We start from the raw sequence: 26,324 nt of genomic DNA, 5'->3' as shown, positions 1-26,324 counted from the left end.
AACGAGTAGGACACACTGTGAGCCTGACTGGGGACTCGACCGACTGGCTACACCTCGCGGAGGGCGAGGACGTGCTATGGTCCGCCCGCCCGCACCCGATCGAACTCGGAACGCGCTTTCTCGTCGGACTGGCGTTCGCCGTGTTCGGCCTCGTCGCCGCCGCGTGGGCGTGGGAAGGCGGCTACGGACTCGTCGGCTGGCTCGGCATCGCGATCGCGGCGGGCGGCGTCGCGAGCGCCGGGGTATCCTACGCCTTCTGGACGAACACGCGATACGTCCTCACGAACGAGCAGCTCTACGCGAAGCGCGGCGTCGTCTCGCGAGACGTTACCCAGCTCTCGCTCGAACGCGTCCAGAACACGACCCGGCGCCAGTCGGTCGCGGGTCGACTCCTCGGCTACGGCGATATATCCGTCTACACCGCCGGCTCCGGCGAGCCCGAGGTGACGTTCGACCGCGTTCCTGATCCGGAGCGAGCGAGCCGCGTCCTCTCCCGACAGCTCGGTCGCGCGAACGGGCCGAACCGGACCAGCCGCGTCTGATCAACCCGTCGGTTGTGTGATCGGCTCGTCGGTCGTACGCCTGCACGCTTGCGTCGCGCCCGACCGTCAGCCTGCACACTTGCGTCGCCCGATCGTGACCCCCCAGCGACGGGCCGTCACCGGCGGTCTCGTAGCGTCGAGTTCACCACACTCGAGAGTAAATCTCACCGGGACGACACGCACCAGAAAGACTATTACGCGACTGGCAGACGGTGGCCAACGCTATGTCGACGATCCTGTCGACGGACGACCGTGCGAGGACAGACCGTCCGAGTGTCGCAGCCGGTGCCGGGGTCGGCGTCATCGCGGCGGCGATCGGCTACCTGGCCTCCTACCTCCTGGTCCGCGACGAGGTGCGAGATAACGCGGACGCCGTCGGCGAGTGGCGGGCGACGGCCTGGTACTACTACAACGCCCACTTCGTCGAACTCGAGACGAGCGGCTCGTTCGGCGGCCTCGGCGGGTCGACGACGGTCGACCTCGTCGCCGAGTCGAGCGCCCAGAGCGTCGAACTGCTGTACGTGATACCGCCGCTCGTCCTGCTCGGCGCCGGTGCGCTGCTCGCGCACAACCTCCGGGCGGGCGACCTCGGCGAGGCGGTCGTCGCCGGCGCCCCGGTGACGATCGGCTACGCCGTCGTGATGAGCCTCGGCGTGTACGCGAGCGAATCGCGCTCGGAGGGGACGTTCTTCGGCGTCGACGTGACCGGCTCGGTCGGGCCGGAACTCGTCCCGGCCGTCGTCCTCGCCGGCGTACTCTACCCGCTCGTCTTCGCGACCGCGGGGGCGGTTCTGGCTGTTCTCGTGAGCGGACGGTGAGCCCCGGTCGACCTGCCATCGTCGAGTGGAAACGCCTTTCACCCGGCGTCACCCCTCTACTCGTAGATGGACGTCGCCGAGGTTCTCGCCGACTCGCTGGAAACGGATTTCGCCGACGCGTTCGCCTTCGACTCGTTCAACCGGATGCAACGCGAGGTGCTCCCAGCGCTGTTAGAACGCGAGGAGAACGTGGTCGCGAGCGCACCGACCGCCTCGGGCAAGACCGCCCTGGCCGAACTCGCGATCTGTAAGACCTTAGACGCGGGCGGGACCGCCTGCTTCATCGCGCCGCTCCGGGCGCTGACGAACGAGAAGGAAGCCGACTGGGATCGGTTCGAAGCGCTCGACTACTCGGTCTACGTCGTCACCGGCGAGCGCGACCTGAACCCGCGCCGGGCCCGCCGGGCCGACATCCTCGTGATGACGCCCGAGAAGTTAGACTCGGCCACGCGAAAGCACGACTCACACCGGTACGACTTCGTCACAAACATCGACTGCTGCGTGATCGACGAGGTCCACCTGCTCGACGCGGACCGCCGCGGTTCCGTCCTCGAAGTGACGATTTCGCGGCTCCGCCGGCTCTGCGAGCCGCGGATCGTCGCCCTCTCGGCGACGATGCCGAACGTCGAGGACGTGGCCGCGTGGCTCGACGCGCCCGAGGCGTGTACGTTCGACTTCGGCGACGAGTACCGACCGGTCGAATTGCACGCGGACGTCAAGACCTACACCCACGGCGAGAACGCCTTCGCCGACAAGTACCGCCGGCTCTACCGCGCGCTCGACCTGGCCGAACCGCACCTCCGCGAGGACGGTCAGGCGCTCGTCTTCGTCGCCTCCCGCCAGGATACCGTTCAGGCCGCGAAGAAGGCCAGAGACGAGATCGCCGAGCGAGACGTTCCGATGGGCGCCCGCGGCGAGTACGACTTTCACACGGAGGCGAAACAGCTCAACAACGACACGTTGCGCAAATCGGTGCTCGACGGCGTCGCGTTCCACCACGCCGGCCTCTCGAAGAACGACAAGGACCTCGTCGAGCGGTGGTTCAAAGACGGAGTGATCGAACTGCTCTTCTCGACGTCGACGCTCGCCTGGGGCGTCAACCTGCCCGCCCGCTGCGTCATCCTTCGGGACACGAAGTACCACGACTCGCTCGCCGGCGGCGAGATCGACATGAGCCCGCTCGACGTGTTGCAGATGCTCGGCCGTGCGGGCCGACCCGGCTACGACGACGTCGGCTACGGCTGGGTCGTCTGCGATAGCGCCGACGCGGATCGCTACCGACGACTGCTTCGGGAAGGGACGGAGATCGAGTCACAGCTGGCCGAGAGCCTCGATACGCACTTAAACGCGGAGATCGCGATGGGGACCGTCACGAGCGAGTCCGACGTCTTCGACTGGCTCGAAACCACCTACTTCTACGAGCGCGGTCAGAGCCGGCCGGCGAAGTACGGCTTCGCCGATCTGGAGACGATCGTACGCGATGCGCTTTGCACCCTCGAAGACGGCGGATTCGTCGAACGAACGGACGGCGACGGGACGCGAGGTGCCATCGAACCGACCGCCCTCGGACGGCTCACCTCGCGGTACTACCTCGACTTACGGACCGCGGAGGCGTTCGCCGAGTGCTGTGCGGAGGCGGCCGAGGGCTCGCTCGACGACGCGACGATCCTCGAGACGATCGCCACCGCCGGCGCGTTCGACTCCGTCACGGCCCGCCAGTCCGAGCGGGATGCGATCGACGCGATACTGACGGGCCAGACGGTGAGCCAGCGGGTCGAAACCAGCGGACAGCGAAAGGTGCTCGCGATCCTTCGCGCCGAGACGAACGGGAGTGCCCCGGCCGAGTTGCGAAGCGACGCCTGGGCGATCACGCGAAACGCCCTCCGCCTGCTCGCGGCGCTCCGGGCGTTTCTCGATCGGTTCGCGAGCGGGCACGACGCGAACCGGGCGAGTCGACTCGAAGCGCGCATCGAAAACGGCGTCGACGCGGCGGCCGTCGGGCTGACGGCGATCGACGGGGTCGGCCCGGGCCGGGCAAGCAAACTCGCCGGGGCCGGACTCACGACGCCCGCGGACGTCGTCGACGCCGACGCGTCGGCGCTCGTCGACGCCGGCCTGGACGAGGGGGTGGCCGAACGCGTTCGAACGGCGGCCCGATCGCTCCCGGCCGTCGAAATCGAGTGGGCGGGCGACTTTCCCGACTCGATCGCCGCCGGGGAAAACGAGCTACAGGAGGTCGTCGTCACCAATCGCGGCGACGCCGCCCGTGCCGAAATTCGCGCGACGGTAAACGGCGTCGAGATGACGAGCGCCGACACCTACCTGCGCGAGGAGGAGACGGTGCCGATCGCCATCTTCGGTGCCGACGCGGACTCACTCGAGTTGTCCGTCAGCGTGGCGTTTCCGGAGCGCCCGCTCGTTCCGGTCGCAGAGACGCGATCGGTCGACATCGTCTGAGTCGGACCGGGTGAACGGACATTCGAGTTCGTCGCTTGAACCGCAATCGACCAGCCGGGCACCCGGGTAGAAGTCGACCGCGATCCGGCCGGCTCGGTGGGTCCCGATCAGTTCGGAGTCGCCATCGGCGTCGATCGAAGGTGGACGAGGATTCGCCACCATCACTCGTCAGAACTGGTGACGAGGCGTCGACTTGCGACACGCAAATGACCAGTCGACTCCGTGAAGAATATAGTAACGGAGCCGAATGGCCTGTGCAGGGATGGGGGAGCTAAGCGAAGACTGTAAGCGTCATTTAGAATCGGCGCTCGATTCCGACGATCCGCAGGAGAAAGATTTCCATATTCGACAGGTTATTCAGGCGTCCGGCATGGACGACTGTGCGGACGAGTACCGACGGTCGAAGCCGACGTAGCGGTCGAACGTACGCCCTGAGAACGGTCGGGCCCGCTCAGTGACGACGCTCGTTAGCGACCGTCGCTCGTCGATAACTCGAAGACCGTCTCGCGAAGCTCCCCGGGATCGTCGACGACGGCGTCTGCCCGCTCGTATTCGAGGTCGCCGTGTGCGTCGATCCGATACGCGACGACGGTCGTTCCGGCGCGGTCGGCCGCCTCGATGCCGTTTTCCGAGTCCTCGACCGCGACGCAGTCGGCGGTAGGTTCGCCGACCACCGAGGCGGCGTGTTCGTAGACGTCGGGCGCCGGTTTGCTCGCCGCGTCGATGTCGTCTGCGCTCACCACCGCGTCGAATTCGTCGGCGAGGTCGAAGCGGTCGAGGACGAGTGAAATCCACGCCCGCGGTGAGGAAGAGACGACCGCGACCGTCACGTTTCGCTCGTCGAGGGCGGCGAGCAGGTCCGGGAGGCCGGAAAGGAGCGAGACTTCCTCGGTGTAGACGTCCCGGGCCATCTCGTCGAACCGATCGATCCACTCCTCGCGCGAGATGGCCGTCCCGTACTCGTCGTCGAGGTAGTCGTAGATCTCGCGAAAGTTCATTCCCGAGGTTTCGTTCAGGTCGACGTCGTGATCCGGAACGGCGTCGGGAAAGAGTTCGGTCGCCTCGAACTCGACCCAGTAGTCCTCGCTGTCGACGAGGACGCCGTCCATGTCGAAGAGTACGGCGGTCATCGTCGGCCGCTACGAGCGCGGGTCGGAAAGCGGTTTGGACCGCGTGGCTCGACGTCTCCTGTGTTGGTGCCGACTTCGTTCCTTCAGCGCGGCCGTTGGATAAGCCGGACCATACAACTATAACACGAGGAGATAGAGTGTAGACGGTATTGATGGTGGGGGCAATTCCGGCCGAGCACACGAGAACGATCATCAAACGGATCGAGATACTCGAGCGACTCTGTAGGTCGTCAGCTCACATTCGCGACCTCGTGGCCGATACGGGCCAGTCGAGAGCGACCATCAACAGGGCCGTAAACGACCTCGAGGCGATCGACCTCGTCGAACGCAGTGACGGCGGCGTCAGCGTGACGGTCGCTGGCCGACTCGTCTACGATCACCTCGAGGCGTTCCTGGAAACGTTCGAGGACATCCTGGCGGCCAAGACCGTCCTCGATCCGATTCCCGCCGGCGCGGAGATCGATCCCGCACTCGTCGCCCGCGGCGAGGCGATTCTCGCGGGCGACCCGTCCCCGTATCGACCGCTCGAACGGAGTATCGATACGCTGGCCGAGGCGACGGAGTATCGTGCGCTCATCCCCACGCTCGAGGACCCGCGACACGTACGCCTGCTCTACGAACACGTCATCACCGACGGTCATCGCGCCGACCTGGTCGTGACGCCGGACGTGTTCGACACGTTCACGCAGGAGTTTCCGCGGCGGATGGCGGCGATGGGCGAAACGGACGACTTCTCGGTCGCCGTCGGTTCCGTTCCACCCTTCGGAGTGAGCCTCTTCGAACTGGAATCGGCCGAGGGAGGGGCAGAATCCAGCACCACCGTCCACCTGGCCACATTTACCGACCAGGGGACGCTGTACGGGCTTCTCGTCAACGATGCAGTTCCGGCCGTCCGATGGGGCGAAACGACCTTCGACCGGTACAGGTCCGAGGCGACGGATCGAACGAGTGCGCTGTGGCCCGACGACCAAAACGCGTTCGAATCCGGTGATGCGACCGAGTTCGCCACGATCGGCCGGACCCTCCCCGGCTCCCTAGACCACGAGGGATTCTCCCGAATCGACGCCTCGTACTTTCTGAACGAACCGGTTGCCGATCCGTCGACGGCCTGGCGAGCCGGACTGTCGCTCACCGAAGTGCACACCGGATACGCAATCTCGAGACCGAAAGAAGCGGGAGAATCATCCCGGGCGGGCGACGACTCACCGGATACCCCGGACCAGGACGTGGCAGCGTCGCTCACCGCGAGCTTGCTGGCCGGTGAGAATCAGGTCCTCCTCGGACCGCCCGGCTCGGGAAAGAGTACGCTCTGTAAACAGATCGCGTGCGACTGGTACGACGACGATCACGGCCCCGTCTACTACCGCGAGAGCGATCGCGGTCGATCGTTTACGGCCGTCGACGAACTCGTCGAAACCGTCACGAACGGTGACGGACACGCGCTCGTCGTCGTCGAAGACGCGATTCGTCCGAACGCCGACTCCATTTTCGACGCGGTCGACCGGCTCGAGGCGACCGACGACGTCTCCGTCCTGCTCGACGCTCGCGAACACGAGTGGCGCGATCGGTTCGAGCCGGCGGCGACGACGAGCGAGTTCGCGGTGACACACGTCCCGCCACTGAGCGAACGTGACTGTTCCAGACTCGTCGAACACTTCGAGCGAACGGCGAATCGATCCGTCGACGTCCCGACCGACGAGCTGTGGGCGGCGGTCAGCGACGAGTCAGCCACCGAGGGCTCGACCCACGAGCTGCTCCGGGTAATACACCGGCTGGCCACCTATGCAGATCCGCTGGCCGACGGGCCAACCGCGCTCGAAGACGCAGTTTCCGACGTCTACGATGCGTTGCACGGAGACGACCTCGCGCTCTCGGTCGGTATCCTCGTAAACGTCCTCAACGCAGCCGGCGTCGGCGTCGAACGGGGACTCCTCTACACCGTGGGCGATCCGACGCAGTTCGACGCCATCGATGCGGTTCTGGAGCGTCTCGAAGGGCGAGTCCTCTTTCCGCGTTCGGACGGACGGTACCGGGCGGTCCACGAGGAGTGGTCGACGGCGTTTCTCGCCCACCTGGCCAGCGTAGAAAGTGAGGAGATCGCCGCACGACGCTTCGGTAGTGCGGTGAGCGAACTGCTTTCGTTCGCAGACAGCGAGTATCAACGGAAGGCGATCGCGAGTCACCTCGATCAGCAGCGGGCGCTGGAGACGCCGCTCGAAGACCCGGAATCGTGGGCAGATTCGCTCGTAGCGGCGGTATACGACCTGGGAAGAGAGCGAGCGACGCTCGCACCGCTGTTCGGCGATGGGGACCACGACGAGATCGAACTCCCGGCGGCGTGTGCGGCTTCGACGCGCGAGGACCGACCGATCTGGCTCGGAAAGCTGTTTCTCGCCGGCGGCTACTACGACCGAGCTGAGCGTGCCTTCGAACGAGTGGGCGACGAATCGATCAGCCGCGCCGGCGAACGACGCCTGGGGGTAGCTCGCGTCTCCATCGAACGCGGCGCGTACGACGAGGCCATCGATCACTGTCGAGCGTGTCTGTCCGTGATCGACGAGGACGATCCGGAGAACGCAGTGCTTCGGGCGCGGGCGCAACTTCGTCTCGGCGAGATCCAGACGGAACGGGGTTCGTTCGACGAGGCCGAACGGAATTTCGAACGCGCGGTAACGGTGTTCCGTGCCAGCGGACGCCGTCGCTGGGAAGCGAGAACCCACCGACAGATCGGCAATATCGCGACGAAACGGGGAGCGTTCGATCGAGCGACCGAGTTCTACGAATCGAGTCTCGAACTACTAACGGAACTCGGCGACCGTCGCGGCCAGGCCGAAACCATCAATTCGATGGGGAATGTGGCCTGGAAACGAGGATCGTTCGATCGGGCGGCCGAGTGCTTCGAACGAAATCTCGATCACATGAAAGCGCTCGGCGATCGCCACGGCGTGGCACTGGCGCTGAACAGCCTCGGCGTTATCGAGGGCCAGCGTGGAAAGTACGAACGAGCCCAGAAGTTGTACGAAGAAAGTCTCGAACGCAGCGAGCAACTCGGCGATCGCCACGGCGTGGCAAAGTGTCTGCACAACCTCGGACACCTCGAGACGCAGCGAAACAACTTCGACCGGGCCATCGAGTACTACGAACGGAGCCTCGAGCGAAAGGAAGAACTCGGCGATCGACCGCGGCTGTCGTCGACGCTCAACAATATCGGCACGGTCGAAGGGCGACGCGGTAATTTCGAACGCGCCGGAGCAATGCACGAACGGGTCCTCGAGATCAGGCGGGAACACGAAAACCGCCACGGCGAAGCCTCCTGCCTTCACAACATCGGAGAGGTCGAATTTCGTCTCGGATCGCTCGATCGAGCGTTCGAGTGCTACGAGCGGAGTCTCGAGATATACGACGCCCTCGACGACCAGCGCGGTATCGCCCGGACGTACAACAATCTCGGCCTGATCGCCCTGCGACGAGGGACGGACGAGCAGGCAGAACACTACAGCGAAAAAGGCCGGGAACGCGCAACGGCGATCGAGGATCCCGAACAGATCGCCCTGAGCCACCTCTGTCTGAGCGAAGTAGAACGTCGAACTGGTGCAATCGATCGAGCCGGAGACCACCTCGAAGCGGCACTCGACGCCATCGAGAACGAAGACGGTATCCTCTCGCTCCGGGTTCGACTGTCCCACGCCGACCTCGAACGCGCTCGCGGCGAAGTCGAGCGAGCGGAATCGATCGCGCGAGACGTTCGCGAACGAGCGGCGTCGATAGATGCGACCTACTGGGTCGCCCGGGCAGACCACGTGTTGGGACGGATCGCGTTCGACGCCGGGACCGTCGAAGTCGCGCGTGAATACGCAATTTCGGCGCTGGAACGCTTCGAAGCGATGGGAGCGATTCACGACGCGTTCGTAACGCTCGAGACGCTCGTCGACGCGGACGTCGACTGGGCCGATTCGGAGACCTACGACGAACGTGCGAGAGCGCTACTGGCTGGAGCGCCCGACGAGGTCGTCGAACGCCACGAAGCGTGGCTGTCTGAGCACTGACATCCTCCCACGGCTAAAGCCGTGGGGTTGCCCCACTGGGGGTTGAATCCACGAGTAGCGGGAGGTTCGCAGGTTCGTCGTCACGTTGGACGATGACCTGCGTTTCGGGCTGTGCCAGTACAGCCCCCGCCTCGGACAGCGGTTTCGAGAACTTGCCCAAGGCTCGTTTGCCGATGTTCAGCGCACCGTTCTTGTCGGCGTTGTCGTCCAGCCCACACTCAGGGCACTCAAAGCGTCCCTGCGTATCACGGATGCCCTCGCAAGCACAGCGGTTGCACGTCTGCGACGTGTCGTATTCTTCGACCAACTGTACGTCGATGCCTGCGTCGTGGGCTTTGTACTCAATGTAGTTGAGCAGGCGGGCGAACGGCATCTTGTGAGTCTTGTCGTTGACGTACCTGCCTTTGTCGTTGTCCTTGCGAATCCCACCGAGGTCGCCCACGACGATGACCGCGTTCCGTTCCTCGGCATCCTCCACGATGTGCCGAGCAATCTTGTGGAGACGGTCGTCCACCTTCCGCGCTTCCGCGTCCCCGATACGTTCCACGACCTGCTGTCCCTGTCGGGGTTTCGCCTTCCCGATGGACTTTCGCAACTGCTTGTAGTGTTCGCGGATACGACGGATTTCCTCGCCGTAGAACGTGGTTTTGCGGTCGGAGAGGAACGCGCAGGTAGCGACCCACCGTGCGCCCATGTCGATGACCAGTACGTCGTCGTACTCGTCTTGGACGGTCACAGACCGCTTCACGACGAGATGGACGTACCAGTCTCCGTCACGACGCACCAGTTCACTGTCCCGAACATCGCCCTTGCGGACGAGCTGTTCGTCCTTGTGCGGAACGTGAGCGGGGCACCAGATGGAGTTTCCCCGTCCACGCTAGGGGTCGTAGACGGGAACTTTCACCCACCACGACGAGAGAACGGTGTCCTCGTCGTAGGACACGTCGAACACGTCGTTGCGGAGAACGACAGGCTGTTCGGTATCGGGGTTCGGGTCTTTCTGTCGCTGGACTTTCGACGCCTGCTGGTCGGTCGCGGAGTAGAGGCTGGCGTCTCCGCCGTGTACCTCGGTCTGGAACGCCTCGTACTCACGGGCGAGCAGGTCGGCTTTCCTGTTGGTCAGCGAGTGGAGTTTGACCCGCACCGTGGTTGAGACATTCCGTTGCATCGTTATTCACCTGCTTGGGCGTCGATATACTCCTCAATGACTTCGCTGGATACGTCGCCCGCACTTGAGACGAAGTACGAGCGCGTCCACAGCGAGGGAAGACCGAAGTCGAACTCGTCGCGGAGGTGGCGCGAGGAGTAGCCTTTGACCTGTTGCATTATCTTGTTCGGGGCGAGTGTCGGGTCGCCTGTGATGAACAGGTGTACGTGGTCGGGTCGAATCGCCAACTCCAAAATTTCGAGGCCGAGCTCGTCGGCTTTCTCCTCGATGAGTTCTTCGAGACGGTCACGTATCTCACCCTCAAGCACTGATTTACGGTATTTCGGGCACCAGATGAAGTGGTACTGGAGTTTGTGGACGTTTGTACGTTCCCTGTCGAACCCACGAGGCATCGTCAGCATATAGAAACTACCCACCTAAAGATGTTTCTCAATCATATAAGCCCAACCGTGACTATGAACGTGGAGAGATTCCCAGTTGTCGGCTTCATCCCACCCGTAAACGGGTGGGCTTTCGCCTCGCTACTGCTGTAATTCGACGAGACTGCGATCCCGGAGTTTAGCGAGGGTCGTGCAGGCTATCGAGGCGACGACGAGCGGCTTCGCCGGCCGCGCGTTGCGAGGACGAGCGCGGATACGAGCGCGAACACCGCCGCCGTAACGCCGAAGCCCGGGAGCCCGTCGTCCATCGCGTCATCGTCCGTGCCGTCTCCGCCCGCATCGGACTCGTCCCCGTCTCCGGCGGACTGGTCCCCGACGTCCAGTACGCCGGTCTCGCTGTCGTCCTGGGTCGAGACGGTGTACTCGTACGTCGCACCGTAATCGAGCGCTTCGGTCTCGAGATCGAGAGACACGGTGTGCGTTTCGCCTGCTTCCAGTGTGATCTCCGCTTCGTGGACGACGTCACCGTCGAGCGTGACCTCGACGGCCTGCGTGTCTGGTTCGTCGCCGGTGTTTTCGACAGTCGCCGAGATACTGGCACTGTCGCCCGGTTCGTCGATGGCTACTGACGGCGGGAGCCCGGTGACATCGAACCACGCGGGCGTGAGGTCGTCGGAAGCGCCTTCGACGGTGACCGTTACTGCCTGGACGTCGCTGACGCGAACCTCGTACTCGCCAGCCTCCTCGAACGTGTGGACGAACGAGAGATCGGTCGTCTCGCCGGCACCGACGGATGCGGTCGCCGAATCAACCTGGGTGCCGTCGACGTTCAGCGTGACCTCGTAGTCCCCGTCCGCATCGCCGGCGTTCTCGAGCGTGACGGTGACCGTTACGTTCTCGCCCGCCACAGCCGTCGTCTCCTCGACTGAGGCGTCCACTACCGAGATGTCCGGGACCGGACTGGGGGAGGGAGGTGGCGACGGGGTCGACGCCTCGTTCACCGTTACAGTTCCGGCAGCGAACCCGTCGACGGACACCTCGTACTCGCCGGCGGCCTCGAACGTGTGCGTGAATTCGACCTCCTCGGTTTCACCCGGCTCCACCTCGACGGTTTCGGCGTCCTCGACCGCTCCGTCGAGTTCGAGTTCGAGGGTGTGTTCACCGGCCGCCTCACCCGTGTTCTCGACGGTGGCCGTGACGGTCACGTCCGAACCTTCGTCGACCGTGTCGTCGCTGAGGGAGACGTCCGTCACCTCGATTACCGGTTCCGGACCGCTCACCGACACGGTTCCCGCATCGAACCCGTCGACGGACACCTCGTACTCGCCGGCGGCCTCGAACGTGTGCGTGAATTCGACCACCTCGGTCTCTCCCGGCTCGACCGCGACGGTTTCGGTGTCCTCGACCGTTCCGTCGAGTTCGAGGGCGGCGGTGTGTTCACCGGCCGCCTCACCCGTGTTCTCGACGGTCGCCGTGACAGTGATGGGGTCGCCGACAGCCACCGCGTCGGGATCGAACGTCGCATCGACGACGGAGAGGTTCGGTTCGGGGTCGTCCGATTCCTCGACGGCGACCGTCTCCGTCGTCTCGGCGGTCTCGTCCGTTTCGTCTTCGATTTCGAGCGTCACGTTTTGTTCGCCCGCCTCGTCGAAGGTCCAGGTCGCCTCTGGGTCGGCGGTCGTATCTTCGAACGTCCCATCGCCGGTGAAGTCCCACCGATACTCGACGATGTCGCCGTGTGGCGACGACGAATCGGTGGCGTCGAACGTAACCTGTTGGCCGGTGGTCGGCTGATCGGGCTCGAACGTGAACGACGCCGACGGCGAGACGTCGCCCTCACCGAACACGCCAACGGTCGAAAACGTCTCTATCATGGCACTGACCGTCTGCTCACCGGTGTCGACGGTCGATTCCTCGATTTCGGTCCAGTCGCCGTCGTCGGCCCACAGCGAGAGCGTCGATTCGTCGATTGCACCGACGTCCTCGGTCTCGTATCCGACCGAAACGTCGAGCAATCCGTCGTCGGAGAGCGCCTCAGCAGTAACGTACCGCTCGATGGGGGCGAGATCGGCTGGCGGATCGGCTGGGTCCGCCACGCTTCCGAGTTCGACGTCAACTGCCTCCGCAATCGACAGCGTCGTGTTGGCCGCCGTCGAGTCGCCGATATCTAACGCCTCGATCGCCAGGTCGGGCGAGCCGTCGACTCGAAGCGCAGCGTCGGCGTTCTCCCGAGATTCGATGTTCGTGAGGGTCGTTTCGCTGGCCTCGCCGAGCCGGATTCCGTACGCACCGTTGTCGAGTACCCGGCTGTCGGTGACGTCGACAGCAGCTACGTCGATCGCGATCCCCGATCCATCGCTCCCGACGGCGGTCGAGTTCGTAATGGAGATATCCCAGACATCACCATCCTCGACGGAGATACCGGCACTCTTCGAATCCATCGCGGTCACGTTGTCCAGCGTGACGTTCGACGTTCCACTATTCCACCGCTCGCTCAGTCTGATTGCCCCACCCCAGTCTTCACTGTCGGTCCCGATGACGGTGACGTCGGTCACCATGCCATTGCTGGCGTCGACGAGTTCGAGACCCGGCGCACTTCCGCCTTCGGCGCGCACCGAATCGATCGTGAACCCGTCGACGATCCGGTTTCGGACGGCAAATCGATTATCCGTGGCCTCGACGTTTCGTACCGTCACGTCACTCGCCTGTTCGACGTAGATGCCGGTCCCCTGATCCCACGTCTCGATCGTGACGTTTCGCACCGTCACGTTGGTCGCCCCATCGACGTGAACGGCGTACTCACCCGACGTCGGGTTATCCACGCCGGATATCGTCATACCCTGCCCGTCCAGAACCACGTCGTCGGCGGTGACCTCGATACACGTTCCGTCGCTCGAGACGTTGTTCTGTAGCTCGTAGACACCTGATACGTCGATTTCCGCATACACGTCACAGGATTTTATCGGAACGGTCTCTTCGAATCGCTCGTGTGCGAGCGCCGGGTACTCGTCGGGATCGGACCGTACGTCCCATATCACGTCAAAATCCAGCCCGGTCATATTGGCGACGGCGTTCTCGCCGATCATCTCGGCGGCAGGTGCAGTATCCGAGAGCGACCCGAATCCGATACCACCGTCGGACGACTCCTGTTCGGTCGCCGGAACGTCCCAGTACGAGTCCGTCACCGTTCCAGTCCCGTAATTTTGACCGACGAGACCACCCACGTTTTCGCTGCCAGACACCGTTCCGACGGCGAAGGAGCCGATGATATCGCCGCTTTTGCTTCCCACGAGACCGCCGATCCCGTCGCTCCCGGCGACCGAACCCGAGGCGTACGATTGCTCGATGGTGTGTCCCCCGTGATCACCCACGAGACCGCCGACGGCTCCCGAATCCGACGATACCCCGGCGACGTTCCCGGTGGCGTACGATCGCTCGATCCTCGTATAGGCGTCGGCGGTTGTGCCGACCAGCCCGCCAGCCTGATTAGATTGCGTCGAGACGCTTCCGGTCGCGTACGAATCGGTTATGTCAGCCCGTTCGTCGGCCTGGCCGACGAGACCACCGACCCGGCTGGATTCCGACGATACCGCACCAGTCGCGTGTGAAAAGGTGATTTCGCCGAAATTCGTGTGCCAGCCGACCAGTCCGCCGACCCGTTGATGGATGCCGGAGACGGTTCCGTCCGCCGAGGAGTGAACGATCCATCCGTCGTTGACGCCGACCAGGCCGCCAGCGCTGCTCCAACCGCTAGAGACCGAGACCGAAGCGTGGCTGTCTTCGACCGTTCCCTTCTCGTTCGCCCCGAGCAGTCCGCCGACCCGGCTGGAATCTCCCGAGACGGTTCCCGTCGCCGTGACACCGTGGACGGTCCCACCCTCGGATAGGCCGGCGAGACCGCCGACGTGTTCGTCGCCACGGACGTCGACGCTGGTGAGCGCGAGGTCCGTAATCTGACTGCCGTCGCCGATGACGCCGAACAGGCCGACGTAATCGGCGTTCTCGTCGATCGTCAGTCCCGAGATGGTGTGACCGTTCCCGTCTACGGTTCCGGTGAACGCCGAATCGGTATCGGAACCGATCGGTTCGAACGAACCGTCCGCGGTCACGTCCGCCACGAGCACGTAGTGAGCCGAAAGGTTCAGCTCCATCTGCTGTAACTCCGTGGCGTTCGAGATTTCGTACGGGTCGTCTTCGGTCCCGTCTCCTGGCATCGGCGGCTCCGTCTCGGACGCGGCCTCGACGAGACCGGCCCCTGCGATAGCGACGGTTGCGAGAGACAGTATCACGAGAACGGCGAGTAGACACCATTTTCCGATTCGGACGGAGCCGGAGAGATGGCTCCGTACGCGAGGTTCGGTAGTGCGTTCCCGGTTCGAACGTCGAACGGCCCGATCGGTTTCGAGCACGTCGTCGAGACAATTCGGACTTTCAGACATTTGAACGTCGTTTCGACGCAACGGGCATCATCTCACGGACTGAGACTCCAGCTCACGGCCTGAGAGAGACGGTCCTCAACCGTCTTCCCCGGCGATTTTCGGGTTTGCAGTCTCGATAACGGGGCGGTGTCGCTGTGCAAACGGTATACGAATAACGACGCCCCGTATTCGATCAATTTACTGACGTCGTGCGATCGTCCGGTGCGACGGGCTCGATGGGCCGTTCAACCCGGTAGGTACGGGTCCAGGTAGCCCTGCGAGTACGCCACGCCGACGCCCGCGGTCACGAGTGCGAGAAGGCCGAACGTAATCAGGAGCCAGGGCGTCCCGCTATCTTCGTCGCCGTCGGACTCGGGATCGGGCGTCGGTTCGCCGTCGTCGGTACCGGCGTCGGAGCCAGCATCGTCCGACCCCGGATCGGGCGAGCCGGAATCGTCGTCCGAGCCGGGTTCCTCGTCGGTGACGGTCACGCTCCCGGCCGATTCGTCGCCGAGCGAAATCGCGACCGTTCCAGCGGCGTCGAGCACCGTCGTGAGCGTGACCGTCTCGGAACTGCCGCCGGCGAGGGAGACGCTCTCTTCGGCGACCACATCGCCGTCGACGAGCAGTTTCACCACGTGAGAGCCCGTCTCGTCGCCGACGTTCGTCACCGTCGTCGACGCCGTGATCTCCTCGCCAACGTCGATCTCGGTCGGCTCGACGGCGGCTTCTGCGTATTCGAACGCGGCCGGTTCACCGTCGTCCGGCGGTGGTGGCGGGAGACCCGGGAGGCCGCCGCCGGAAGACGCCGTCGACAGCGACAGCCGGTGAATACCGGCCGGGAGCTCCACCGAGAGCGTACCGTTCGAACCGGCGTCGACCTCCGCGTCGACGGCGTCCGAATCGAGGCTCTCGACATCGACCGTTTCACCCTCGTCGAGTCCGGTGTCGCCGAGGGTGAGCGTAACGGAGTCGTTCGCGTCGTAGGTGAGGTCAGCGTCGTCGGACTCGAAATCCAGAGGCCCGAACGAGAGCGCCTCGAGCGAGCCGTTGATCGTCAGCTCCGGCCCCTCCGCGGGGTCGATCAGGACGTCGTTCGCCGAGGCGTTGACCCCCGCGACGCAGGTGAGACCGACCGATCTCGCTTCGAGGCGAAGCTCGGCCAGACCAGCCGCCGCGAACGAGACGTTCGCGTCCTCGAGCGCGACGGTCTCGTCGTTCGGGAACGCGGGATACGCTTCGTCGGCCGCGGTCGTGTTGTCGGCGACCTCGAGACCGCTATCGGTCACGTAGACCGGCCCGCCGCCGGATCCAGCGGCGCACTCGATGGACGAATCGGCCGCGAGCGCCGGACCGGCGATGCCGACGGCCAGTAGACTGACCGCGAGTACGCTAACGAGCAGGCCCACGAACACCCGACCCGACCGCGTCGTGTCCCGTGTGTCTCGGCCCCCTTCCGTCGAGTTCGATGCCACGTCATGAACCTCCGTTCGCGAACTCCGTCTCGGTCGTTCTGATCGTCGCCACCCATTGGGTGGTCCGGAAGTTGCCATCGCTCGACGTGACCGAAAACTCGAGACAATCCTCGCCATCGTCGAAGCCGACGTCGACGCTTCCCAGGTCCTCGTCGTCGAATTCGCTGACGGTCTCGGTACTGAGCGTCGACGACGACCCATCGTTGGTCACGACGCCGTTGACACACCAGGACGACGCATCGTGATTAGACGTTCGACCGAGGACCTGTGCGGTGAACGCGATGGATCGGTCGGCCGGAACGACGATCTGTTCATCGAATCGGTCGAGAAACAACCCGACGGTCTGTTCGCGATCGTCCGTCTCGTTCCGAAGGACGTACATCGAGGCCTGCGCATCACCGGGTTCGGAGAAGTCGCCGTTCGCATACGCGAACTGACCGGACGAATTGGCTTTGGCGTGGGACCCGCCCGGAATCGTCGCCCAAAAAGCCGACGCAACGTTGTAGTCGCCTCCGGAAACGGTCGCCCGTTCCCCGGTCACCTCGTTCTGATCGCCGCCACCCACCGTTGCCCACGGTGCGCCGACGGTGTTCGAACTTCCCCCAGCAATCGTCGCCTCGGTACCATCAATTTCGTTTTCCTGGCCACCGCCGACCGTGGAGTAGTTGCCGCTCGTGGAGTTTTGGCCCCCGCCGCCGATCGTCGAGCCGATTGAGTTGGCACTGTTATCGGAACCGCCCCCGATCGCAGACTCGGTCCCGTTTGCACTGTTATCGGAACCACCCCCGATCGCAGACTCGGTCCCGTTTGCACTGTTATTGGAGCCGCCACCGATCACCGCCCGATCACCAGTGACCTCGTTCGAACTGCCGCCTCCGACCGTCGCGCCGGAATTCGTGGCGTGGTTGCTATTTCCGCCCGCGACGGTTGCGAACGTCGACTCTGCAACGTTCTCTTGTCCACCCGAGACCGTCGCGCTGTGCATCAGTGCCTCGTTGCCGGAACCCCCGCCGACCACCGAATTGTTCCCGTCCGTGACGTTGTTTCGCCCGCCGCTGATCGTCTGTCCTTGCCCATCCACGGCGTACTCGTTGGTCTCCTCGCCGAACAACAGGTTCGGAGACTCGGAACCGTTCGGCCCGAATCGAGCGATTCGGTCACCACCGGCGAACAGGTCGAACGGAGTCTCACCGTCTGGAACGGTCTGTAACCGCTGGGTGTACACAGATTCCAGCGGCCGCGTCTCGGTCCCAATTTCCCCCGATGGATCGGCTTCACTCGCCGACACCGACGTCGCACCGAGGCCGACGAGTCCGGCCAAGCCGGCCGCCTGGAGCGCCCGGCGACGACCGATCGTTCGGCGCGCCGACGGTTCGGTGCGAGCGCGATCGACCTCGTCAGCTACCCGTTCGATCGTCTCCTGCTGGTCTCGAATAATCGACTCGAGCTGCTCGATGCGGGCTTCGATGGACGAATCCTCAGTCATCGGCCAGCACCCCCAGCGATGGTGCCAGCGCTCGCGCGTCGCGCGTTCGGATCGGTCCGTTCTCGTCCCCACGGTCGGATTCGACACGGGCTTCGACAGCGCCGTTGACCGTCCCCCAACGGTTCGACACCCACTCTTGGCAGCGTTGCCGAGAAAGCGCTTGCGTGTCGTCGGACTTTACAGCAGAGACAGTTTTCGACCGATCTTCGCTGAATCGTTTTCGTAAAAGTGTGGTGTCAGTCATTGGTATCGTCCACGTGCCAGTGTACCGGTTCGGAAGGCAGTGTGCCCTCAGAACCTCCCTGGCCCGATTACGCGCCTCGATTTCGACGATATCCACCTCATATTACGGGACGAAACAGTGTTTCGCGACGTGAAACGAACATCGTATTCGGAGCCGACCGTCATCTCCGATCCCGACCGTCACGCAGCCGTACGTACTCCGATCAGCGGCCGGAAGCGTAGAACGTGCGGATTTAGAGCGTCGATACGCGATCGGTCGGACAGTAACGCCTTCAGCGGGCGATCTCTCCCCGGCGTTCGTGTTCGAGTTCCGTCGCGACGGCGTCTGCGATTTCGACGTCGAACTCCCGTTCGACGATCCACAGCGCGAGGTCGATCCCGGCGGTGACGCCTCCGGCCGTCAGCACGTCGCCGTCGTCGACGGCCCGCGACTCGCGGACCGTCGCACCCGCGTCCGCGAGATCGTCGAGGGCGACGCGGTGGGTGGTCGCCGGCCGACCGTCGAGTAACCCGGCCTCGGCCAGGATCATCGCGCCGGTACAGACGGAGGCGACGGTCGTCCCGGCTGCGTAATGGCCCTCGACGGCGTCCGGAAGTGCGCCGTCGTCGACGACTCGGCGAACGCCCCCGTCGGCCGTCGTCCACCCGCCACCGGGGACGACCAGCAGGTCGGGCAACGTCGACGATTCCGCTGGCTCGGCGAGCGTCCCGTCCGGTTCGACCCGGAGGCCGTGACTGGCGGTCACCCGTTCGCGCTCGGCGAGCGTGACCAGCGAAACCGAAAGGTCGGCGCCGAACGCGCGCGCCGTGTCGAACACCTCGTACGGACCGACCGCGTCCAGTTCGTCGAATCCGTCGAACAGTACGATTTCGACGTCGAATTCGCCCATACCGAACGGTCGTCGTGACGGGCGAAACGTGTTTCGTCGCGGGCGATCCCCTCGAATCGACCGACCGACGACCGACGGCACCGACGTCGAACCGGAAAGCTGACCGAGTGACGGCAGAAACCACCGAACCGAACCGTCGCCTACCGCGGGATCGTCGATTCGAACTTCGCCGGATCGTCGTGGAAGCAGTCGCCGACGACGATTGCGTCGGCCCCGGCGTCTAGGATTTCCTCGGCCTTTTCCTGCGAGTCGATCCCGCCGCCGTAGAGCAGAACCGTCTCTTCTAGCTGGTTTGCCGCGGCCTCGACGTCCTCGGGGCCGCCGTAGGTGCCTGAGTACTCGACGTAGAAGATCGGAAAGTCGTAGAACGTCTCGGTCGCGAGCGCGGCGCCGGCCACTTCGTCGGTCGAAAACGGTTCCCTGACGCCGGCGGTCTGTGCCGCCGCCGAGTCGACGTGCTGGATGACGTAGCCCTCGCCGACGATCTTCTCAGTGAGCTCGGCGGCGATCTCTTCTCCTTTCGACTCGATGACGCTACCCACGACCGGGAGACTCGTCCCGAGGACCGACGACGGTTTGCTCGCTAGTTTGGCGAACATCGAGAGGTGCTTGCCGACGAAGTGGTCCATGTCGCCGTTGTAGACGGCCGGCACCGAGAGCACGTCGACCGCGTCGATCGTGTCCTTCGTGACCTGGGCGGCGTCGTACGGTTCCTGAAAGATCGGGACGTCGGGGGCCGCCTCGCGAACCGCCTCGATCGCCTCGAGGGTGTTCGCCTCGGTGACGCCGTCCGAGCCGCCGACCATGACCAGGTCGGTCGCCGAAAGCAGCGACGACGGATCGGCCGGCATGGGTTTTTCCGGATCGACCTTCGTGACGTGGTCGATCCCGGTCCAGTCTAGCTGCATGGCCGAGAGCACGGAATCACCTCTTATACGTTTGCTGATTCGAACGAAGCGCGACGAAGTAGTCGCCGGACCCCGCCTAGTCGGATCGATCCGGCGGCTCGACGGCGTCGTCGGCATCCAGATCGTCGCCGGCAACGTCTCCGTCGGTCTCGGCTGGGTCGCCGGTTTCGCCGTCGGTCTCCCCGACCGCCTCCGTCGGCGAGCGATCGTCGGTCGACTCGGCCGTCCGTTCGTCGGAATCTCGGGTATCGTCGGGCCGGTCGTCTTCTGGTCCGTCATCCGCAGCCGACCGGTCGGCCGACGGGGCCGGCCCACCGCGCGTCGCGTCCGAGCCGCCGAGGTAGCCGAGGTGGTAGGCGCCGCCGAGACCGACGGCGATCAGGACGCCGGCGGCGAGCGCGATCGGGAACCACGACGACCCGTCGTCACCCTCCGAGTCGGTCTCGGGGTCGAGCGGCTCGTCCGCGTCGTCCGAGTCGGGCGCTTCGGTTCCGCCGTCGTCGTCCGACTCGCCGGTGGAGTCGTCCGGATCGGCGACCGCGACGCTGCCGATCGACTCGCCGTCGAGCGAGAGCGATTTCGCCCCCGGCTCGTCGAGCACGACCGTGAACGTGACCCGCTCGGAGCCGCCACCGGCGAGGTGCACCGACTCTTCGGCCACCACGTCGCCGTCGACCGCGAGTTCGACCGCGTGCCCGCCCGTCTCCTCGCCGACGTTCGTCACCGTGGCGCTCACCGTCACCGAGTCGCCCGGATCGACCGACGCGGGGTCGATCTCGACGTCGGAAATCTCGAACGCGGCCGGTTCCTCGTCCGGCGGCGGTGGCGGCAGACCCGGGAGACCGCCACCGGAAGACGCCGTCGACAGCGACAGGCGGTGCTCGCCGGCCGGGAGATCCAGCAGGAGGGAGCCGTTCGAATCGGCGTCGACCTCCGCGTCGACGGCGTCCGAATCGAGGCTCTCGATCGCGATCGAATCGCCCTCCTCGAGGCCGGTGTCGTGGATGGTGAGCGAGATCGCATCGCTCGCGTTGTAAACCACCTCGGGTTCGTCGTCGACGTCGAAGTCGAGGTCGCCGAACGCGAGTCCGTCGACCGACCCGTTGACCGTGACGGCGGACAGGTTGGCCGGATCGATTAGAATCTCGTACTCCGTCGCGTCCACCGCGGCGAGACAGATCCGCTCGGTCGTCCGGTTCTCCAGTCGGAGTTCGGCGTCGCCGCCCGCGCTGAACGTGACGTTCGGATAATCGTCGTCATCCAGGTGGATGGTCTCGTTGTCAGGGAACGACGGATAGGCTTCGTCCGGTGCGGAGTCGTTGTCGACGACCGCGAGGCCCGAATTGGCCAGGTAGACGGGACCGCCGCCGTCGCCTTCGGTACACTCGAGGTCGACGGCACTCGAGTCGGCCGTTACCGTTCCCGGGACGGCGACGGTGAGACCGAGAACGATCACGACGGCGAGGATGGCCCCAGCGTGTTGAGTCCCGCTGAACCGTCGATCACTCATGGGAATCGGGTGTTGAGCCCGCGCTCGACGACGCCCGCTCGTCGTCAGCCTCGGTATCGTCAGTACTCTCACCGGTTCTGGCGTCGGCTGCGGTCGTCTCCGTTCCACTCGGGAGATCGAACGTCACGAACTGGAAATCTCTTTGGAGAGGATCTCCGTCGGTGTCCTCGAACTCGACGATGATTTGGTTGGAATTACTCGTTACCCGCCACAATGCCGACGTCGTCGGAGTTATTGTGGTAACATAATCGTCATAGAAATAATTCTCATCGGTCAGCGTGATTCGATATCGCTCCTCGCCTTCGTTCCACTCGGCATCGCTAACGTTGACTGCGTTCTCGATCGATCCATCGGAGTTGATCGATCCCTTCGCGATCGGACCGGCGGTCCGTTGTGGAGTGTCGTCAGAAAAGGATAGTTCGCCGCCGAGAACGGTATCTCCGGTGGTTTCGTGATCGCCATCCGTTTTGCTGTCACCGTACGAGTATACCCCGTGCCCGTCCCCGGACATGTCCATCCCGCGAACACCCCATCCGTCCGGGGACTCGGTTCGCCCGATAACGCCGTAGGCAGTTCCGCTTTCGGCTGTTGCCATCCCGAAGACGCCGCCGGAGTCGGAGATACCGTCGTCATCGCCGCTACGATCGGTGACGCCCACCACACCGATCCCCGACCCCGTGAACGTCGAATGGTCGTAGTCGTCCGAGGTCGCGAATCCCGCAATACCGCGGCCGTTAATCGACTCCGAGACGCCCCTGACGCCGTGCGTGGCTCCATCGCCCGTCGCCGTTCCTTCGACGCCGGCAGGAACGATCTCCTCTACTGGGGCGTTGTCGGCGTCCGCATCCGCGATTCCCGCGACGCCTTTCGTAGCCGCCTCGACGTCCAACGCGCTCGCGTGACCCTGTATCGCGGTCGTCTCATCGTCGTCACCGTCGTTCTCCGCGGCGATTTCGGTCGCCTCGAGGTCGACCGTGTGCAACGCGTTGAGCGGGTGGTCTTCGGTGCCGACCTGTCCCTGTGGGGTTGTCGCACTCGTCGACGAAGACATCGCCCCCAGACCGGCCAGACCGGCGAGCCCTGCCAGTGCCGACCGCCTGCTAACTGCCGGGAGTTCGCTAAGTTTACCCCCAGTCGGTCGCTCGTCCGTTATCGCTTCGAGTTGCTCGATCGTCTCCTGCTGGGCCTCGTTACGGGTTGTCAGTTCCTCGATCGTCTCTTGTTGTGTTTCAATGAGTGATTCGAGTCGGTCGAGTCTGTCGTCTATCTCGTCAGGGTTTCTGGTAGTAGAGTCCATGGTTCAGTTAGTTGATCGTATTTCGTCCGCACTGGTCGATGTTCGACTCCCCGCAGGCACGTCTCGGTCAGTCATCGGCACTAACCTCCGTTGGCGCGGCGTCCGCCGGTGTCCGGTCCGCTCGCCGCGGTTTCGAAACATCGGCCTCCGACGGCGTCCGAACACATCGCCGGAGATTCGACCCTCGATCGAGCGCTCGGCTGCCGATCGGCCCGTTACCGCCGGAGTTTCACGCACGGTTAAAGGAGAAATCAGCGATACCTTAACCGTCAGCTATGGCGAGAGTAAGTAACGCACTTACCAGGGAGTAACCTCAGGTCGCCAAATTGGGCTGCTCGTTTGCTACCCTCCGAGAGCCTCAGTGTGCGACCGAAGCCTCTGGGGATCGCTACTCGTACGAGAGATCACACCAGTACCCAAAATTCGTCACTCCGTCTCAGATAGACTGGCAGTCCATCTCCGGCGGTTCGATCGGATCGACGCCGCCCCACGAGTGATAGTCGACGGTCCCGTCGGGAACCTCGATCCGACGGAGGTACCCGGTGTCGACGTCGACGTAGTAGGTCAACGGTTCGTCGAGTTCGATCTCGAAGACCGCCATCTCGGCCCCGTCGATCGTCGTCGTCTCGATCGGTTCGAGGGAGGCGTACTCGTCGTCGGTTCCCTCGCGGACGTCGATCTCGGCGATGTCCGTGTAGTCGGCCTCATCGCCGTAGCCGTGCTCCGGTGAGGCCGTCTCCATACACATCCCACCCTGAACCGTGTAGTGGACCCCGTCGACGACGTACGATTCCACCGTGAACCCGTCGGCCGAGATCTGCTGGTAGAAATCCTCGCCGTCGAACCGGCCGGTGATCGTGCCCGAAGAGCCGTCAGGTTCCTCGAACGACATCTCGATGGCGTAGCTATCTTCGAACCGGACGTCCGTAAACGACGAGACGCCGCCGAAACCCGCTCCCGACGTCGTTCCGCCGTCATCGTTCGCGTCGTCGCCTGCACCCGCACCGTCGCCGTTCGAACCATCTCCGCCGTTCGAACCGTCACCACCGTTCGAGTCGTCGTCACCGCCGAGACAGCCGGACAGTCCGACGACGGCCACGCCAGCACACGCTTCGAGGACGTGTCGTCTTCGGATCGATTGCACCATAAACTGTACTCGACGTGACGGCCCCTGAATACTCGCTGAGCGTCGGGTTACCTGGTCGGTTACCTCCACGTAACCTTCTCGTCGCCACTGTCATTACCCGAGAGCATCATCTCGAAGAACGGATTATCTCGACGTATCGGTGAAAAACGTCGACGCGGCCACGGTCGATGAATTTACTATTCACTACCGACCACGGTAGGTGTGCTCGGAACGCTCGGAGTGGAGTTTGAGTACACGATATACACGCCGATTCTACTCGGTGCCGCCGGAGTCATGGCGACGATCGGCGGCTACGCCTGGCGAAACCGGGAGGTCACCGGCGCGAGTACGTTCGCCGTCCTCATGGCCGCCACGACGATCTGGGCCGTCGGCTACGCGTTACAGCTGGCCGGCGCGAACGAGGCGACGATCCGGTTCTTCGCCAACGTCAATCACGTCGGGGTGGCGATCGTCCCGGTCGCCTGGTTCTGTTTCACCCTGCAGTTCGGCGTCCGGGAGAACGTGCTGACCCGTCGAGCGATCGGGGCGCTCTCTGCGATTCCCGTCGGCTACCTCGCGCTGGTCGTCACGAACGAGTACCACCACCTGGTTCGATCGCCGATCGAACTGATGACCGTCGGCGACGTCCTCGTCTCGGATCACGGCTTCGGCATCGCGTTCTGGATTCACGCCGCCTACGGCTACGGCCTGATGCTCGGTGGGATCGTCGTCCTCGCACACCTGCTCGTGTGGTCGCCACGCGTCTACCGGCGCCAGGTCAGCCTGCTCTTGCTCGGGGCGGCGGTCGCGGTGGCGACGAACGTCGTCTACCACGCCGGCTACAGTCCGTTCTCCCACCTCGATCTCACCCCGTTTAGCTTCACCCTCACTGGCATCATCTTCTTCGTCGCGATCTATCACTACCGGCTGTTCGACCTCGCGCCGGTCGCCCGCTCGTTCGTCGTCGATACGTTAGACGACGGCATCGTCGTCCTCGATCGATCGAACCGCGTGGTCGACTGTACCGACACCGCGGCGGCGATGCTCGATACGGAGGCCGCCCCGGCGATCGGCCGTCCGTTCGAGACGCTGCTTCCGACCGACGCGCGGGTGGTCGATCGACGAGATCGCGATCCGCTCCGGTCGGACGGTCGCCCGGACGCGTCGTCCGGATCGGCCGAACACGAGGGTGCGTCGTCGCTCGTCGACGATACGACCGCGTCCCGGTATCGCGATCCCGACGACGAGTCAATCGGATTCGACGACGAACAGACCGACGAAGAGACGCTCGACGGCGCCGGATCCGACGGGGACATCCTCGACCACGCGTCGACGAGCGAGATACACCTCGAAACGCGCGACGGCACGCGCTATATCGAGTGTTCGACGACGCCCGTTCTGGACCTGGGCGGGACGTCGCTCGGCCGGACGGTCGTCCTCAGAGACGTCACCGAAACCAGGGAACTGGAAGCCGCCGTCGACGACACGCTAGCGCGATTGCGCCGGTCGAACGAGGAACTCGAATCGTTCGCGGCGGTGATCTCACACGACCTCCGCGGACCGCTGCGAACGACCGAACGATACCTCTCGCTGCTCGGTCGCGAAGAGTCGACACCGAGGGCGGGAACGACGGCTCGAAACCGGGACGGTGAGCGATCAAGCGAGTCGGTCGAACCGGCCGTTTCGAGTGACGAGAACGCGACCTCGACCGAGCAGGAGTTGCTCGACGTGGCGCGCGAGAACACGCGTCGCGCCCAGGAGATGGTCGACGACCTCCTCTCGTACTCACGAATTGGCGCGGCGGGCGAGACGTTCGAACCCGTCGACTGCGACCGAGTCGTCAGGGCGGTCAGAGACGGCCTGCGATACGAGATCGACGACCGCGACGCGACGGTCGAGATCGAACGCCTCCCGACGGTGTACGGCGTCGAGCACCTGCTCTTTCGGCTGTTCCAGAATCTCATCGCGAACGCCCTCGCCTACGCCGGCGACGAAGCCCCACACATCGTCGTCTCCGGCAGTATGACCGACGAGTACGCCGAACTCTCGGTCAGCGACGACGGCGTCGGGATCGATCCCATCTACCAGGAGCGCCTCTTTCAGCTGTTCGAACGCGGCCCGCAGACGGGGTCCGACGACGGAACCGGGATGGGGCTGGCGATCTGCCAGAAGATCGTCGACGTCCACGACGGCGAGATCTGGCTCGAATCGACCCCGGGCGAGGGGACGACCGTCACCGTCAGGATACCGGTCGAATCCGATCGTCGTTGCGCTGGAGAGGGTCGAGGCGAACGAGACGAACCCCGGAACGATCGGCCAGCGCCGGTCGGCACGCGGACCGGAAATCGACGTAATTAGACCGAAACCAGCGATACGTGAGTCTGAACCGACGGCAAGTGGGCCGGAAACCGGCGATACGTGAGTCGGGGA

At 64.4% G+C, this 26,324-nt stretch carries 15 protein-coding genes and 1 pseudogene; 5 read left to right on the top strand and 11 right to left on the bottom strand.

Features of this window, described 5'->3' with window-relative positions; translation table 11 throughout:
- Positions 1-17: 17 nt before the first annotated feature.
- From NKH31_RS08275 to NKH31_RS08265, 3 genes are all read left to right on the top strand, one after another.
- Positions 18-542 carry a PH domain-containing protein gene (locus tag NKH31_RS08275; protein WP_254864660.1) on the top strand — a complete coding sequence of 175 codons (525 nt, stop codon included), beginning with the start codon at positions 18-20 and terminating at the stop codon, positions 540-542.
- 224 nt (positions 543-766) lie between these two features.
- Positions 767-1,360 (top strand): DUF7978 family protein, encoded by a 594-nt coding sequence (locus NKH31_RS08270; RefSeq protein ID WP_254864659.1) that lies wholly within the window; start codon positions 767-769, stop codon positions 1,358-1,360.
- 66 nt (positions 1,361-1,426) lie between these two features.
- Complete coding sequence (locus NKH31_RS08265) at positions 1,427-3,817, top strand: DEAD/DEAH box helicase (RefSeq protein WP_254864658.1); 2,391 nt, start codon at positions 1,427-1,429, stop codon at positions 3,815-3,817.
- A gap of 467 nt (positions 3,818-4,284) precedes the next feature.
- On the opposite strand, the gene NKH31_RS08260 is transcribed toward NKH31_RS08265, so the two are convergent.
- Positions 4,285-4,947: an HAD family hydrolase gene (locus NKH31_RS08260; protein ID WP_254864657.1), complete on the bottom strand. Its 663-nt coding sequence runs from the start codon at positions 4,945-4,947 to the stop codon at positions 4,285-4,287.
- A 152-nt stretch (positions 4,948-5,099) separates the two neighbouring features.
- On the opposite strand from NKH31_RS08260, the gene NKH31_RS08255 reads away from it, so the two are divergent.
- Positions 5,100-8,993, top strand: coding sequence for a tetratricopeptide repeat protein (locus NKH31_RS08255; protein WP_254864656.1), 3,894 nt, complete (start codon positions 5,100-5,102; stop codon positions 8,991-8,993).
- Between the two features lie 13 nt (positions 8,994-9,006).
- Here the strand turns inward: NKH31_RS08255 and NKH31_RS08250 are convergent.
- The 10 genes and pseudogenes from NKH31_RS08250 to NKH31_RS08200 all read right to left on the bottom strand — a co-directional run bounded on the left by NKH31_RS08250 (position 9,007) and on the right by NKH31_RS08200 (position 23,915).
- Positions 9,007-10,161, bottom strand: a pseudogene (locus NKH31_RS08250) (RNA-guided endonuclease InsQ/TnpB family protein).
- Between the two features lie 2 nt (positions 10,162-10,163).
- Entirely contained in the window at positions 10,164-10,553 is a 390-nt protein-coding gene (tnpA, locus tag NKH31_RS08240) for an IS200/IS605 family transposase (protein ID WP_254864653.1), read from the bottom strand.
- 185 nt (positions 10,554-10,738) lie between these two features.
- Positions 10,739-14,980 (bottom strand): CARDB domain-containing protein, encoded by a 4,242-nt coding sequence (locus tag NKH31_RS08235; RefSeq protein ID WP_254864652.1) that lies wholly within the window; start codon positions 14,978-14,980, stop codon positions 10,739-10,741.
- Between the two features lie 224 nt (positions 14,981-15,204).
- On the bottom strand, positions 15,205-16,368 hold the full coding sequence (locus NKH31_RS08230) for a CARDB domain-containing protein (protein WP_254864651.1): 1,164 nt from the start codon (positions 16,366-16,368) through the stop codon (positions 15,205-15,207).
- A gap of 67 nt (positions 16,369-16,435) precedes the next feature.
- A complete protein-coding gene (locus tag NKH31_RS08225; RefSeq protein ID WP_254864649.1) occupies positions 16,436-17,920 on the bottom strand; it encodes a hypothetical protein in 1,485 nt (494 codons plus the stop codon).
- A 515-nt stretch (positions 17,921-18,435) separates the two neighbouring features.
- On the bottom strand, positions 18,436-19,053 hold the full coding sequence (locus NKH31_RS08220) for a DJ-1/PfpI family protein (protein ID WP_254864648.1): 618 nt from the start codon (positions 19,051-19,053) through the stop codon (positions 18,436-18,438).
- 140 nt (positions 19,054-19,193) lie between these two features.
- Positions 19,194-19,961 (bottom strand): geranylgeranylglyceryl/heptaprenylglyceryl phosphate synthase, encoded by a 768-nt coding sequence (locus NKH31_RS08215; RefSeq protein WP_254864647.1) that lies wholly within the window; start codon positions 19,959-19,961, stop codon positions 19,194-19,196.
- A 76-nt stretch (positions 19,962-20,037) separates the two neighbouring features.
- The gene (locus NKH31_RS08210) at positions 20,038-21,471 is read right to left on the bottom strand and encodes a CARDB domain-containing protein (RefSeq protein ID WP_254864646.1); all 1,434 of its coding nucleotides are present in this window, start codon (positions 21,469-21,471) and stop codon (positions 20,038-20,040) included.
- The gene (locus NKH31_RS08205; protein WP_254864645.1) at positions 21,464-22,768 is read right to left on the bottom strand and encodes a SlyX family protein; all 1,305 of its coding nucleotides are present in this window, start codon (positions 22,766-22,768) and stop codon (positions 21,464-21,466) included. The genes NKH31_RS08210 and NKH31_RS08205 overlap by 8 nt, the downstream gene beginning before the upstream one ends.
- A 436-nt stretch (positions 22,769-23,204) precedes the next feature.
- Positions 23,205-23,915 (bottom strand): hypothetical protein, encoded by a 711-nt coding sequence (locus NKH31_RS08200; protein WP_254864644.1) that lies wholly within the window; start codon positions 23,913-23,915, stop codon positions 23,205-23,207.
- 201 nt (positions 23,916-24,116) lie between these two features.
- Between NKH31_RS08200 and NKH31_RS08195 the strand changes: the two genes are divergently transcribed.
- Positions 24,117-26,252 (top strand): histidine kinase N-terminal 7TM domain-containing protein, encoded by a 2,136-nt coding sequence (locus NKH31_RS08195; RefSeq protein ID WP_254864643.1) that lies wholly within the window; start codon positions 24,117-24,119, stop codon positions 26,250-26,252.
- Positions 26,253-26,324 lie beyond the last annotated feature (72 nt).

Source organism: Halovivax gelatinilyticus, assembly GCF_024300625.1.
GTDB classification, from domain to species: Archaea; Halobacteriota; Halobacteria; order Halobacteriales; family Natrialbaceae; genus Halovivax; species Halovivax gelatinilyticus.
This window is presented reverse-complemented; position numbering and strand designations above follow the sequence as displayed.